Source organism: Pseudomonas sp. NBRC 111139 (assembly GCF_001753955.1).
In the GTDB taxonomy this organism is placed as follows: domain Bacteria; phylum Pseudomonadota; class Gammaproteobacteria; order Pseudomonadales; family Pseudomonadaceae; genus Aquipseudomonas; species Aquipseudomonas alloputida.
In genome coordinates this window covers 72301-85937 of record NZ_BCBP01000023.1, presented here as the reverse complement: position 1 = coordinate 85937, position 13637 = coordinate 72301, and the positions used below count along the sequence as shown (strand labels likewise).

The window sequence follows — 13637 nt, the reverse complement described above, 5'->3', positions numbered from 1 at the left end:
ATCAGAAGGTGTCCTTCCAAGACCTCAAGGCAGCAAAAACAGCGACATGCGTGGTGTTTGAATGTCCCTTCCATTCGTCTGCTTTTTGTTTAACTAATGTTTCAGAGGTACGCAGAAAGGGGTTGGTCAGGCGCTCCAGGCCGATCGTTGATGGCAAACTGATGCGATTTTCGGCGCGCAAACGGCTAACGTCCTCGAACCGTTGTTGAACGTGCGGGTTGGTCGGTTCCACCGCCTTGGCGAAACGCAGGTTGCTGAGGGTGTACTCATGGGCGCAGTACACTGCTGTCTGCTCTGGCAGGGCCGCCAGGCGGGCGAGGGCAGGCTGCATCTGTTCGGGTGTACCTTCGAACATGCGCCCGCAACCGGCGGCGAACAGGGTATCGCCACTGAACAGGATGGGCGTTGCTGGCTGGTCGCTGAAGAAGGCGATATGCCCCAGGGTGTGGCCGGGTACCGCCAGCACCTGGAAAGTCACACCCAGCACGTCCACCCTGTCGCCTTCGTCCAGTGCCAGGTCGCGGCCGGGAATGCGTTCGTTGGCGGGGCCACAGACCCGTGCGCCGGTCAATTGCCTGAGCCGCTCCACACCGCCGACATGGTCATTGTGGTGGTGGGTGACGAGGATGTCGCTCAGCACCCATTCGGGGTTGGCAGCCAGCCAGCGCTCCACCGGGCCGGCATCGCCCGGGTCGACCACCGCACAACGGCGTTTGGCAGTATCCTGTAACAACCAGATGTAGTTGTCGGAGAAAGCGGGGAGAGCATCGATCTGTATCATGGTGCGGATCCGATTCGCCTAGCGTGGCACATGAGGGCATCTTAGCCGCGATGGCGCGGTGGGAGAACCTTCGAGGGAGAGCGCAATGACCGACCAAGCTTTTGCACAGGCCGACCCGGACTGGGTCGAGCTGATCAGCCTGGCCCGTGAGTGGTTCAACGGCCCACTTGGGCAACTGATGCTCAAGGAGGAGGACAAACTGCTGGAAGAAGAGCTCGGGCGCTTCTTTGGCGGCTATCTCGTGCATTACGGGCCCTGCGCCGAGCCACCGCCCAGAGCCCCCCAGGTGCAGCGTAACGTGCGCCTTGGTGCGCCCTTGCCGGGTGTGGAGATTGTCTGCGAAGAACAGGCCTGGCCGTTGAGCGAGCACGCTGCCGATGTGGTGGTGCTGCAGCATGGCCTGGACTTCTGCCTGTCGCCCCATGGCCTGCTGCGCGAGGCCGCCAGTGCCGTCCGCCCGGGCGGGCACCTGCTGATCGTGGGGATCAACCCCTGGAGCAGCTGGGGCATGCGCCATTTCTTCAGTCACGGTGCTCTGCGCAAGGCGCGCTGCATCTCGCCGTCCCGGGTGGGCGACTGGCTCAACCTGCTGGGCTTCGCGCTGGAGAAACGCCGCTTCGGGTGCTATCGTCCGCCGCTTGCCTCACCTGCCTGGCAGCAACGCCTGGAGGGCTGGGAGCGACTGGCCGGCGGCTGGCAGGGCTCCGGTGGCGGGGTGTACCTGCTGGTGGCGCGCAAGATGGTGGTAGGCCTGCGGCCTTTGCGGCCGGAACGCCGCGAGCCAATGGGCAAGCTGCTGCCGCTGCCACTGGCGAAAGTCAACCGCACCGCAGCCAACCCCGAAACTGACAAGCACTGAATTCAAGAGTGGTACATGAGCGATAGCGTCGAGATGTTTACTGATGGTGCCTGCAAGGGCAACCCTGGCCCGGGTGGCTGGGGCGTGCTGATGATCTACAAGGGCGTCGAGAAGGAACTGTGGGGCGGCGAACGTGAGACCACCAACAACCGCATGGAGCTGATGGCCGCGATCCAGGGCCTGATGTCGCTCAAACGTGAATGCGAGGTGGTGCTGACCACCGACTCGCAGTACGTGATGAAGGGCATCAACGAATGGATGGTCAACTGGAAGAAGCGCGGCTGGAAGACCGCCGCCAAGGAGCCGGTGAAGAACGCTGACTTGTGGCAGCAGCTCGATGAGCAGGTCAACCGCCACAAGGTGACCTGGAAGTGGGTACGCGGCCATATCGGCCACCCCGGCAACGAACGCGCCGACCAGCTGGCCAACCGTGGGGTCGATGAGGTGCGCGCCCAGCGTTGAGCTGGGGTACAATCGCGACCTTTGTAACGGATGCAAGTTGGAGCGCCCGCGTGGAGCAGCAGCAAGATAAACGGTTCGTCATTCTCGATACCGAAACCACGGGTATGCCGCTTGGCGAAGGCCACCGGATCATCGAGATCGGCTGTGTCGAGGTCATCGGCCGGCGCCTGACCGGGCGGCACTTCCACGTCTACCTGCAGCCCGACCGCGAGAGTGACGAGGGCGCGATCAACGTTCACGGCATCACGGATGCCTTCCTGGTCGGCAAGCCCCGCTTTGGCGATGTCGCCGAGGAGTTCTTCCAGTTCATCCAGGGTGCCACGCTGGTCATCCACAACGCGGCGTTCGACGTTGGTTTCATCAACAACGAATTCGCCTTGCTGGGCCAGCAGGACCGTGCTGACATTTCGCAGCACTGCACCATTCTGGACACCCTGTTGCTGGCACGTTCGCGCCACCCGGGGCAGCGCAACAGCCTGGATGCGCTGTGCAAACGCTACGACATCGACAACTCGGGCCGTGAGTTGCACGGCGCACTGCTCGACTCGGAACTGCTGGCCGACGTTTACCTGGCAATGACCGGTGGCCAGACCAGCCTGTCGTTGGCTGGGAATGGCGCAGATGCCGAAGAGGACGGGCAGGGCGCTGGCGGCAGCGAGATCCGCCGGATTGTCGGGCGTGCGCCAGGGCGGGTGATCATGGCCAGCGCTGAAGAGCTGGAGGCGCATGCCGAGCGGCTGGCGGCCATTGCCAAGTCGGCGGGTGGGCCTTCGCTGTGGCAGGCCCTGACTGAGACGCCAGCCGGCTGATCTTTCGCCCTGCAACATGAAGTGGAGATCGTTGTAGGCGCGGGTTTACCTGCCGAATACGGTGGCGGCTGCGGCGGTGAATGGCGGGGGCAGATTGGCCAGCAGGCCCGGCCCTTTCGCGGGTAAACCCGCTCCTACGACGCCTGTGTCCAATCACCGACCGGTGCCCAGCAGGAGCGGGTTTACCCGCGAAAGGTCCAGTACAGGCAATACAAGGCTCAACTACCCTGAAATGGACGCCACGTCCTTCGGAGGTAGCCACCTGATGTACAAGGACCTCAAGTTCCCGATCCTCATCGTCCACCGCGCCATCAAGGCCGACAGTGTTGCCGGCGAGCGCGTGCGGGGCATCGCCGAGGAATTGCGCCAGGATGGCTTTGCCATTCTCGCCGCCGCTGACCACGCCGAAGCGCGCCTGGTCGCCGCCACCCACCACGGCCTGGCCTGCATGCTCATCGCGGCCGAAGGCGCTGGCGAGAATACCCATTTACTGCAGAACATGGCCGAGCTGATTGGCCTGGCCCGCCTGCGTGCACCCAACCTGCCGATCTTCGCCCTGGGCGAGCAGGTGACCCTGGAAAATGCCCCCGCCGAAGCCATGAGCGAGCTCAACCAGCTGCGTGGCATCCTTTACCTGTTCGAAGACACCGTGCCGTTTCTCGCCCGCCAGGTGGCGCGTGCTGCACACACCTACCTCGACGGCCTGCTGCCGCCGTTCTTCAAGGCGCTGGTGCAGCACACCGCGCAGTCCAACTACTCCTGGCACACCCCGGGCCATGGTGGCGGTGTGGCCTATCATAAAAGCCCGGTAGGCCAAGCCTTTCACCAGTTCTTCGGGGAAAACACCCTGCGCTCGGACCTGTCCGTTTCCGTGCCGGAGCTGGGTTCGCTGCTCGACCACACAGGCCCGCTGGCCGAAGCCGAGGCCAGGGCGGCGCGCAACTTCGGCGCCGACCACACCTTCTTCGTCATCAATGGTACCTCCACGGCCAACAAGATCGTCTGGCACGCCATGGTCGGTCGTGACGACCTGGTGCTGGTGGACCGCAACTGCCACAAGTCGGTGGTGCACGCGATCATCATGACGGGTGCCATCCCGCTGTACCTGTGCCCGGAGCGCAACGAACTGGGCATCATCGGCCCGATCCCGCTCAGCGAGTTCAGCCCCGAGGCGATCGCCGCGAAGATTCAGGCCAACCCCCTTGCCCGTGATCGTGGGCAGCGTATCAAGCTGGCGGTAGTGACCAACTCCACCTACGACGGGCTGTGTTACCACGCCGGGCTGATCAAGCAGGCCCTGGGTGCCAGTGTCGAGGTGCTGCACTTCGACGAGGCCTGGTTTGCCTATGCCGCGTTCCACGACTTTTTCACCGGGCGCTACGCCATGGGCACCGCCTGCGCGGCAGACAGCCCGTTGGTGTTCAGTACCCATTCCACCCACAAGCTGCTCGCGGCGTTCAGCCAGGCTTCGATGATTCATGTGCAGGACGGGGCCAGGCGGCAGCTGGACCGGGACCGTTTCAACGAAGCGTTCATGATGCACATCTCTACCTCGCCGCAGTACAGCATTCTCGCCTCGCTGGATGTGGCTTCGGCCATGATGGAAGGGCCGGCCGGGCGCTCGCTGCTGCAGGAGATGTTCGACGAGGCGTTGAGTTTTCGTCGTGCCCTGGCCAACCTGCGTGAGCACATTGCCGCAGAGGACTGGTGGTTCAGCATCTGGCAGCCGCCAAGTGCCGAGGGCATCCCCCGTCTGGCCGCGCAGGACTGGTTGTTGCAGCCGGGGGCGCAATGGCATGGTTTTGGTGAAGTGGCGGCCGACTATGTGCTGCTCGACCCGCTGAAAGTGACTTTGGTGATGCCGGGCCTGAGCGCTGATGGTGTACTGGGCGCGCACGGCATCCCGGCGGCAGTAGTCAGCAAGTTTCTCTGGGAGCGCGGGCTGGTGGTGGAAAAAACCGGCCTGTACAGCTTTCTGGTGCTGTTTTCCATGGGCATCACCAAGGGCAAGTGGAGCACCTTGCTCACCGAACTGCTGGAGTTCAAGCGCCACTATGACGGCAACACCCCGCTCAGCAATTGCCTGCCAAGTGTGGGGGCTGCCGACGCCCTCCGCTACCAGGGCATGGGCCTGCGCGACCTGTGCGACCAGTTACATGACTGCTACCGCGTCAATGCCACGGCCAAGCAGCTGAAGCGGCTGTTCACTCGTTTGCCGGAGGTGGCCGTAAGCCCGGCCCAGGCCTATGACAAGATGGTGCGTGGCGAGGTGGAGGCGGTACCGATCGAGGCGCTGCTGGGGCGTGTGGCGGCAGTGATGCTGGTGCCGTACCCGCCTGGCATTCCGTTGATCATGCCGGGTGAGCGGTTCACCGAGGCGACCCGCTCGATCCTGGACTACTTGGCATTCGCCCGAGCATTCAACCAGGGCTTTCCCGGGTTTGTCGCCGATGTGCACGGCCTGCAGCACGAAGGGGGCCGCTACACGGTGGATTGCATCACGGAATGCGCGTGATCTCGACGCCGGAGCGTGCCAGTTCGAAACGGTTATCACCCAGGTGGTTGACCTTGTCGCCGATGGCCAGGCGGTAGGTGGTGATGGGGGCGCCCAGCGTGCTGCCGTCGAGTTGCAGGGTGGATTCCTGAAACTCGTGCACGGGGTAGATGCGGCCTTCGGCGTCACGGGCGTGGAATTGGCCGACCATTACTGCTGCCATTTGGGTGGAAACCTCTGAATTACGTAGGAAATGTATGAAGGCATAGACCGTGAAACAGACGCGGAAGTTTTCGCCCTGCGGAAAAAAAACTTAGGCACTGGAGAACGGTCATCTATAACTACAACGTCTATTTAACCCGCAAAGGTTGGAATTGCCATGAGCCAGGTGTATTCGGTAGCAGTCGTCGTGGGCAGCTTGCGCAAGGAGTCCTACAACCGCAAGGTCGCCCGCGCACTTTCGGAGCTGGCGCCGTCCAGCCTTGCGCTGAAGATCGTCGAGATTGGCGACCTGCCGCTGTACAACGAAGATATCGAAGCCGAGGCACCGCCGGAAACCTGGAAGCGTTTTCGCGATGAAATCCGCCACAGTGATGCGGTGTTGTTCGTCACCCCGGAATACAACCGCTCGGTGCCAGGCTGCCTGAAAAATGCCATCGATGTGGGTTCGCGTCCTTACGGGCAAAGTGCCTGGAGCGGCAAGCCGACGGCGGTGGTGAGTGTGTCGCCGGGGGCGATTGGTGGCTTTGGCGCCAACCATGCGGTGCGCCAGTCGCTGGTGTTTCTCGACATGCCCTGCATGCAGATGCCCGAGGCTTACCTTGGCGGTGCGGCGAGCTTGTTCGAGGATTCGGGCAAGCTCAACGACAAGACGCGACCGTTCTTGCAGGCGTTTGTCGACAGGTTTGCTTCATGGGTGAAGTTGAACAGGGCGGTCTGAGCCCCGAATGATGCTGTGCAGCGCCCCCGTGTAGGCGCGGGTTTACCCGCGAATGCGGCATTGAATTTGCCGACGCATTCGCAGGTAAATCCGCGCCTACCCGTCAGCGGAAGCTGTAGGAAACCCCGGCATATACGCCAAATCCTTCGCCCGGTGTCGAACGGGCATTGTCCTTGCCAGCGTCGTTGTAGGCCGGCGTCACGGTCGCTGCATAGCGCTGGTTGGTCAGGTTGCGCAGGTCCAGCCAGGTCTGCCAGTCCTGTTTCGGTGAGTCCCAGCCAACGCGTGCGCCGAGCAAGGCATATTCATCGGCGTGGTAGCTATTGGCGTAGTCCACCTGCACCTTCGAAGCCATTTGTGTGTTGACCCCGGCATAGAAGCCGCTCGGCCAGTCATAGCGCAGCTCGGCCTGGTAGTAGTGCATGGGGATGCCGGGCAGACGGTTGTCGCCAAACGTGTCGTCATCACGGTAGTGGAAGTCGCTGAAGGTGTAGGCCTGGCGCAAGCTCAGCTTGCCAGTGCCCGCGCGTTCCCACAGGGTGCTGTCGAGGCCGGCTTCCACGCCTTGGTGCACGGTAGCGCTGGCGTTGAATTCCTTGGCCGGGGCGCCTTGCACGATTTCCACCGCCAGCAATTCATGGCGAACCTGCGAGTAGTACCACGCTAGGTCCCAATGCCCCAATGCCGATTCGCCGCGTGTGCCCAATTCCAGTGTGGTGGCGGTCTGGTTTTGCATTTCGATCGGTTGGTTCGCTGTGGGCGCACTCCAGATCAGGGCCCAGGGATGGGGCGGCTCTACCGAGCGGCTCAGGTTGCCGTACACCTGCAAGTCCGGGCGGATGTCGTAGCGCAGCCCCAGGCGGGGTGCATAGTCCCAGTCATGCATGCTCACCTTGCCGCCTTCAGCGGGGTAGGTCACGTCACTTTCGCGGCGTGTGTAGATCATGGCCAGGCCGGTGCTCAGCCACAGGTTGGGGACCAGTTCCAGATCGTTGCCAACATGCAGCACGGTGTCCGAGCCCTGGTAGGTGAAGTCACGGGTGCGCTCGCCGAACACATCGCCATTGCGGGTAAATTGCGAAGCGCCGCTGTTTGGCAGGTGCTTGGTGGTACGCCAACCGACGGTGGTCTTGCTCTCGCGCCCGAACAGTGTGTCGCGGCGGAAATAGTTCAGCGTACCGCTGACATCGGTATAGGCGACCTTCAGGCGCATGGGGCCTTCGCGCAGGTCCATCGGGTAGTCGTGATAGACCAGGCCGGCTTCCAGGCGCGCCTCGTCGTCGAGGTAGAAGGTGGTCTTGTTGCCCACCCAGGTGCTGCCTGGTTGCGGGCGGCTGTCGTCGCGTGCCAGATAGTTGGGGTTGGCCGCGCGTGGGTGGTGCTTGATCTGGTCTTTGGTCAGGCGCCCAGGCAGTTCGTTTTCAGTTTCCCGGTAGCGCAGGTAGAAGCGGGTTTCCAGGTCGGGGTTGAAGCGGTAACCGACATTGGCGGCAATGCCCTTGGCGCTGCCGCTGCTGTGCGCCTGGTAGCCGTCATATTCCGAGTCGGTCAGGGCCACGTAATAGTCGAGATTGCCCAGCACCTGGCCCGAACTGATGTGCCGATGCTGGTAGCCGCGGCTACCGACCTCGTAGCGTACTTGCAGTGCAGGCGCGTCGTAGCCGGTGTGGGTGACGTAGTTGATGGCACCGCCCAAGGCCAGGGAGCCTTGGTCAAAGCCATTGGCGCCACGCAGCACTTCGGCACGGCTCAGCCACAGCGGTTCGAACAATTCGTAAGGCGTGCCGCCCGGGCCGGTCAGCGGCAGGCCGTCGAACATCGTGTAAACGCCGGAACCGTGCGCCCCCGGCGCGCGGTTGAGGCCCGAGCCGCGTATCGACAGCTTGATGCCGTCGTTGCCTGCCGATTGGGCGAACACCCCAGGCTGGTAGGCCAGCACGTCCTGGTTGCTGGCCACTCGGCCTTGCCCCACGCGCTGCATGTCCACCAGGTTGCTGGCTCCCGGTATTTCACGCAGGCGCTCGCTGGCTGCCGTCAGCTCGTTCTGCTCCTCATCGGTGATCAGCACTCGGCCCAATTCGACCGAGGATGCCCCCAGAGCGGGCTGAGTAGCAGCCAAGGCCGCCAGCAGACCGAGGCAGGACGAGAGGGGTAAATCGGAACGCATTGTACGACTCCAGGCGAAAGGCGAATGGACAACGGCGTTGAGACGAGCGAAATGCGGCTTGGAGCACGCAGAAAGTCAGCAAATCGTGCGTAACCTTCGTCATACGGTCTTGTACGAAAGTTCTTTACAAACCACGGCGGTGGAGGTGGGTGGCCTGTGCTTCGTAAGGTGACTGCAGGTAGGCAGTAATGCCTCGCTCAATCACCCGTGGAGTTCAAACATGACTGACAACGCTCGACACTCGCAGCAACCCTTGGCGGACGCCCCGGTTCGCCTGACGCCACGTGAACAGCAAGTGCTGTTGTGGTGTGCTTATGGCAAGAGCTCGTGGGAGATCGGCCAGATCCTTGAATGCAAGGAGTCGACGGTGAACTTTCACGTGTCCAACATCCTGCGCAAATTTGAAGTGCCTACCCGGGTGGCAGCTGTGATCAAGGCCATTCGCTACGGCATGCTGGCCGAGCAGTAAGGGGGGTAGAGCATGAGCAACGATCCTCGGCTACCGCGCTTTGTCGATTGCCATGACCCGTTCTGGCCGCGAGTGGATTTGGGCAGTTTGCGTGAGCATCTGCAACTGCCGCGGGCTGTCAGTGATGCTGCTTTGGAAGTGGCCGCGCGCTGCGCTGCTATCGAGGCAGCACGCGAATTCGCCCGCTGGCGGTCAGTGCTGCGAGAGCGGGGCTACAAGCGCCTCGAGGATGTGGCCGGGCATGATCATGGGCGTGCCTTGCGGGTGTGCTACATCCGTTTTGTCGAAGCGGCGGTCATGTATAGCTTGGGGGCAACCGCCTGCCTGCCTGTTCCGCGCGGAGGGCAAGCCCATGCCTGAGCGACCTGTTTTAGACAGTTTGACCTCGGCATTGGTGGCGTTCCTGGGGGTGGATGGCGATGTGTTGTTCGCCGCGTTGCTGGGGGCATTGCTGGTGAGCGCGGCACGCGATCGATTGATCACCAATGAGACCAGGCGCCTGACACTGGCCAAGAAACTCCTGCTGGTATTCGTGACCGTGGGCGTGGGCCATTTGTTTGAGCCACTGGTTTCGTCATTGGTGCCTTTGCTGACTCGGGGCATGTCGGCATTCGTGGCCGCTGTGGTGGTGATCCCCATCAGCCTCAAGGTCATGGTCTGGCTGGATACACTCGACCCGCGCGAGCTTATCCAGCGCTGGCGCCGTCGGGGTTAGCCATTGGTTGCGACGCCGAGCTCACTCAGTTGCTGTTCCAACTGCTGGATGCGCTGCTTGTCCTTGATGAACAGCAGGATGGCCTGGCGATCGCTGTGCGAGAGCGTGCGCAGCCGTTCGAGCATGTCGCACTCCCAACCCGCATCACTTGGTGCGGCGTTGTGCTCGGCATGGCCCAGCAATAGCCAGTCCAGTGAGCATGCATGCTTTTTGGCGATGTCTATGCAAAGTGAGTAAGGGATGCTTTCGCGAACCTTCCAGCTGCTCAGCGTTTGCGGGCTGACCGACAGTGCACGTGACAGCTCGGCATCTGTGTTTGCGCCAGTGAGAAGCTTAAGGCGGGTGAGCACCTCAGCAAGTATGTGAGTACTCATAACAAATATCCATGACTGGTTTAATGATATTCCATGGGCTTAAACTACTCGTTATGAATACAGCCCTGCGTTTTAAGGAGCACTTCTGCAATGAGAACCATCAAATTGAAGAATACACCCACAGTTGCAGCCAATACTGATACACAGGCTAGCCTGGGCAATGCTAGCAGGTACTTGCCGTGAGTACTTACAAGCTGGTTTGCCCGCATTGCCACAGCCGGATGCGCATACGTACTAGCGAAGGGCGCCATATTTTCCTGCGAATCGCTTATTTGCAATGCACCACCGAGGCGTGTGGCTGGTCAGTGCGCGCCGAATTCGAAATGACCCATGAACTCTCCCCCAGCGGCATGCCCAATCCGGAAGTGTACCTGCCTTCGGCCAATGGTGATTTGCGCAAGGCCGCCTTGCCGGGCGCAGGCCAGGGCTGCCCGAGTGAGTGAGGCACCATTGGGCGCAGGTAGCAAAACGTGCAGATAAAAAAACACCCCGCCTAGGCGGGGTGTTTTCTGTTACCGGGGCTGCCGGGGTGATCAACCGATCAGTTGCAGGCCCGCTTGCTGAACCAGTTCCAGCAGGGGCTGCGGGTACACGCCCAGTACGAAAGCGAGAATGGCGATAGCCAGCAGCATGACGCCGCCGGTGCGCTGTTCCCACTTCAGCGGGGCGTCGTGACGACGCAGATTCGGCTCGACCAGGTACAGGGTAACCATGACGCGCAGGTAATAGTACACGCCGATGGCGCTACCGATCACCAGTGCACCGACCAACCACCACAGGTGCGATTCGACGCCGGTAGCGATGATGTAGAACTTGCCGATGAAGCCGGCGGTCAGCGGGATACCCGCCAGCGACAGCATCATCACGGTCAGTACCGCTGTCAGGTACGGGCGGCGCCAGAACAGGCCGCGGTACTCGTACAGTGCATCGGCGTCACGGCCGCCGTATGGCGAGGACATCAGGGTGATGACGCCGAAGGCGCCCAGGCTGGTGATCACGTAGGTGACCAGGTAAACGCCCATGGCTTCCAGGGCCAGGCCCTTGCTGGCGACCAACGCGATGACCAGGTAACCGAAGTGGGCGATGGACGAGTAACCCAGCAGACGCTTGAGGTTGCTCTGGGTCAGCGCCAGCAGGTTACCAATCAGGATCGAGGCTACGGCAATCACCGCCAGTACGGTGCTGAGCACGCCGCTGCTGGCAGCAGGGGAGAGCATGAACAGGCGTACGACAACGGCGAATACTGCCACCTTGCTGGCGGTTGCCAGGAACGCGGCGACCGGCGCCGGAGCGCCTTCGTACACGTCCGGGGTCCACAGATGGAACGGCACCAGCGACAGCTTGAAGGCCAGGCCGACCAGCATCATGCCCAGGCCCAGCTGGGCCACCAGGCTTGGCATGCTGGTGGTAGCCAGGGCTTTGCCGATCTGGTCGAAGCTCAGGCTGCCGGCGTCGGCGTACAGCAGGGCCATGCCGAACAGCAGGAAAGCCGAGCCTGCGGCCGACAGCACCATGTACTTGATGCCGGCTTCCAGCGATCGCTTGTTGAAGAAGGCATACGCCACCAGGCCGTAGACCGGTACCGACAGCAGCTCCAGGCCGATGAACAAGCCGGCCAGGTGGTTGGCGCTGACCAGCACCAGGCCACCGAGGGCCGACATCAGCAGCAACAGGTACAGTTCTTCACGGTTGCCCGGGAAACCCTTGGAACCCTCGCCGAGGTAGGCGTGGGCAAGGGTGACGCAGGCCAGCGTCGCGATGAGGATGATCGCCATGTACAGGCAGGCGAATTTGTCGATGGTGATCAGCGAGGTGACCGCCAGCGGCGCGACCTTAAGCGCCGGCAGGAGCGACAGCAGGGCCAGGTTCAGGCCCACGGTGGACAGCAGGAAGGTCTGCGAGTGGTTGCGCTTCCAGGCGATCGCCAGCATCACCACCACCGTGGTGATGGTGGTGATCAGCATCGGCGCCAATGCGATGAAGTGTTGAGTGGTGAATTCCATAGCGCTCTTACCGGGCCGAAGCGAGTTGAGTGAAAGCGGATCCGAGCCACTGCTGCACACCACTCATGGTGGCGGCAGAGGTGTCGAGGAACGGCTGCGGATACACGCCCAGCAGGATCAGCAATACCGCCAGACCCAGAACCATGATCAGTTCGCGACCGTCCATGCCGGCCAGCACGGTGTCGGTCTTGGCCGGGCCGAAGTAGGCGCGGTGGATCATGATCAGCGAGTACACCGAACCGAACACCAGGCCGGTGGTGGCAATCACGGTGATCCACGGTACATGCACGAAGCTGCCGATCAGGATCAGGAACTCGCCGACGAAGTTGCCGGTGCCTGGCAGGCCCAGCGATGCCGCTGCGAAGAACAGGCTGATGGCCGGCAGGTAAGCGATGCGGTGCCACAGGCCACCCATCTGGCGCATGTCACGGGTGTGCAGGCGCTCGTACAGCTGGCCAGACAGGATGAACAGTGCCGCAGCCGACAGGCCGTGGGCCAGCATCTGGATCACCGCACCTTGCAGGGCCTGCTGGCTGCCGGAGTAGATACCGATCAGCACGAAGCCCATGTGCGAGACGCTGGAGAAGGCGATCAGGCGCTTGATGTCGGTTTGTGCGAAGGCCAGGAAGGCACCGTAGAAGATACCGATCAGGCCCAGGGTCATGGCGATCGGCGCGAACTCGGCCGAGGCGTTCGGGAACAGCGGCAGGGCGAAGCGCAGCAGGCCGTAGGCCGCGGTCTTCAGCAAGATACCCGCCAGGTCCACCGAGCCTGCGGTCGGTGCCTGGGCGTGAGCGTCAGGCAGCCAGGAGTGGAACGGCACCACCGGCAGCTTCACCGCGAAGGCGATGAAGAAGCCCAGCATCAGCACGTACTCGACACCGGCAGGCAACTCGGCCTTGAGCAGGTCGCTGTAGTTGAAGGTGAGCACGCCAGTGGTGTTGTAGTTGACCAGCACCAGGCCCAGGATCGCCACCAGCATGATCAGGCCGCTGGCCTGGGTGAAGATGAAGAACTTGGTCGCCGCGTAGATCCGGGTCTTCTTGCCGTCTGCCGAGCTGTGACCCCAGAGCGCGATGAGGAAGTACATCGGCACCAGCATCATTTCCCAGAAGAAGAAGAACAGGAACAGGTCCAGGGCCAGGAACACACCGACCACGCCGCCGAGGATCCACATCAGGTTGAGGTGGAAGAAGCCGACGTGGCGCTGGATCTCTTTCCAGGAACACAGTACCGACAGCACACCGAGCAGGCCGGTGAGCAGGATCATCAGCAGCGACAGGCCATCAAGGGCCAGGTGGATGCTGATGCCGAAGCGCTGGATCCACTGGACTTTGTATTCCAGGGCCCAGGCCGGTTCGGCGCCCGGGGCGGGAGCAAGGGTGTAGTCGCCGGTACCCCACAGCCACAGGCCGATGCCAAGCAGCAGGGACATGGTAAGCAGCGCGATCCAGCGCGGCAGGGTGGCGCCGAAGCGCTCACCCAGCCAGCACAGGAAGCCGCCGATGAAGGGGATCAGGATCAGCCAAGGCAAAATCATGACGGGTTGGTTTCCTTTGGCAAA

At 62.3% G+C, this 13637-nt stretch carries 15 protein-coding genes; 9 read left to right on the top strand and 6 right to left on the bottom strand.

Annotated features, from left to right (window positions below):
* Window position 1: 1 nt before the first annotated feature.
* The gene (gloB, locus tag BJQ17_RS07810; RefSeq protein ID WP_004576947.1) at window positions 2–781 is read right to left on the bottom strand and encodes a hydroxyacylglutathione hydrolase; all 780 of its coding nucleotides are present in this window, start codon (window positions 779–781) and stop codon (window positions 2–4) included.
* Between the two features lie 85 nt (window positions 782–866).
* Between gloB and BJQ17_RS07805 the strand changes: the two genes are divergently transcribed.
* The 4 genes from BJQ17_RS07805 (at window position 867) to BJQ17_RS07790 (ending at window position 5426) form a co-directional block, all read left to right on the top strand.
* On the top strand, window positions 867–1640 hold the full coding sequence (locus BJQ17_RS07805) for a class I SAM-dependent methyltransferase (RefSeq protein WP_003251461.1): 774 nt from the start codon (window positions 867–869) through the stop codon (window positions 1638–1640).
* Between the two features lie 15 nt (window positions 1641–1655).
* A complete protein-coding gene (gene rnhA, locus BJQ17_RS07800) occupies window positions 1656–2102 on the top strand; it encodes a ribonuclease HI (protein WP_003251460.1) in 447 nt (148 codons plus the stop codon).
* A 50-nt stretch (window positions 2103–2152) separates the two neighbouring features.
* On the top strand, window positions 2153–2911 hold the full coding sequence (dnaQ, locus tag BJQ17_RS07795; RefSeq protein WP_070095845.1) for a DNA polymerase III subunit epsilon: 759 nt from the start codon (window positions 2153–2155) through the stop codon (window positions 2909–2911).
* A 265-nt stretch (window positions 2912–3176) separates the two neighbouring features.
* Window positions 3177–5426, top strand: a complete 2250-nt coding sequence (locus tag BJQ17_RS07790) for an Orn/Lys/Arg decarboxylase N-terminal domain-containing protein (protein ID WP_070095844.1) — start codon at window positions 3177–3179, stop codon at window positions 5424–5426.
* Here BJQ17_RS07790 and BJQ17_RS07785 read toward each other — a convergent pair.
* Complete coding sequence (locus BJQ17_RS07785) at window positions 5410–5628, bottom strand: hypothetical protein (protein ID WP_003251457.1); 219 nt, start codon at window positions 5626–5628, stop codon at window positions 5410–5412. The genes BJQ17_RS07790 and BJQ17_RS07785 overlap by 17 nt on opposite strands.
* Before the next feature lie 156 nt (window positions 5629–5784).
* On the opposite strand from BJQ17_RS07785, the gene chrR reads away from it, so the two are divergent.
* Window positions 5785–6345 carry a class I chromate reductase ChrR gene (chrR, locus tag BJQ17_RS07780; protein ID WP_070095843.1) on the top strand — a complete coding sequence of 187 codons (561 nt, stop codon included), beginning with the start codon at window positions 5785–5787 and terminating at the stop codon, window positions 6343–6345.
* Between the two features lie 103 nt (window positions 6346–6448).
* On the opposite strand, the gene BJQ17_RS07775 is transcribed toward chrR, so the two are convergent.
* Entirely contained in the window at window positions 6449–8512 is a 2064-nt protein-coding gene (locus BJQ17_RS07775) for a TonB-dependent receptor domain-containing protein (RefSeq protein ID WP_070095842.1), read from the bottom strand.
* A gap of 220 nt (window positions 8513–8732) precedes the next feature.
* Here BJQ17_RS07775 and BJQ17_RS07770 point away from each other — a divergent pair, with 220 nt between their 5' ends.
* The 3 genes from BJQ17_RS07770 to BJQ17_RS07760 are packed head-to-tail and all read left to right on the top strand — an operon-like array spanning window position 8733 to window position 9696.
* Complete coding sequence (locus tag BJQ17_RS07770; RefSeq protein ID WP_003251454.1) at window positions 8733–8981, top strand: helix-turn-helix domain-containing protein; 249 nt, start codon at window positions 8733–8735, stop codon at window positions 8979–8981.
* Between the two features lie 12 nt (window positions 8982–8993).
* Window positions 8994–9341 (top strand): head completion/stabilization protein, encoded by a 348-nt coding sequence (locus tag BJQ17_RS07765; protein WP_070095841.1) that lies wholly within the window; start codon window positions 8994–8996, stop codon window positions 9339–9341.
* On the top strand, window positions 9334–9696 hold the full coding sequence (locus BJQ17_RS07760; RefSeq protein WP_004576943.1) for a hypothetical protein: 363 nt from the start codon (window positions 9334–9336) through the stop codon (window positions 9694–9696). The genes BJQ17_RS07765 and BJQ17_RS07760 overlap by 8 nt, the downstream gene beginning before the upstream one ends.
* Here the strand turns inward: BJQ17_RS07760 and BJQ17_RS07755 are convergent.
* Window positions 9693–10070: a helix-turn-helix domain-containing protein gene (locus BJQ17_RS07755; RefSeq protein ID WP_012051766.1), complete on the bottom strand. Its 378-nt coding sequence runs from the start codon at window positions 10068–10070 to the stop codon at window positions 9693–9695. The two genes, BJQ17_RS07760 and BJQ17_RS07755, sit on opposite strands and share 4 nt — an antisense overlap.
* Window positions 10071–10249: 179 nt before the next feature.
* On the opposite strand from BJQ17_RS07755, the gene BJQ17_RS07750 reads away from it, so the two are divergent.
* On the top strand, window positions 10250–10513 hold the full coding sequence (locus tag BJQ17_RS07750) for an ogr/Delta-like zinc finger family protein (protein ID WP_004576942.1): 264 nt from the start codon (window positions 10250–10252) through the stop codon (window positions 10511–10513).
* Between the two features lie 90 nt (window positions 10514–10603).
* Here the strand turns inward: BJQ17_RS07750 and nuoN are convergent, their stop codons facing one another.
* Both nuoN and nuoM read right to left on the bottom strand, forming a co-directional pair.
* Window positions 10604–12073: an NADH-quinone oxidoreductase subunit NuoN gene (gene nuoN / locus BJQ17_RS07745; protein ID WP_003251449.1), complete on the bottom strand. Its 1470-nt coding sequence runs from the start codon at window positions 12071–12073 to the stop codon at window positions 10604–10606.
* A gap of 7 nt (window positions 12074–12080) precedes the next feature.
* On the bottom strand, window positions 12081–13613 hold the full coding sequence (gene nuoM / locus BJQ17_RS07740) for an NADH-quinone oxidoreductase subunit M (protein WP_003251448.1): 1533 nt from the start codon (window positions 13611–13613) through the stop codon (window positions 12081–12083).
* Window positions 13614–13637 lie beyond the last annotated feature (24 nt).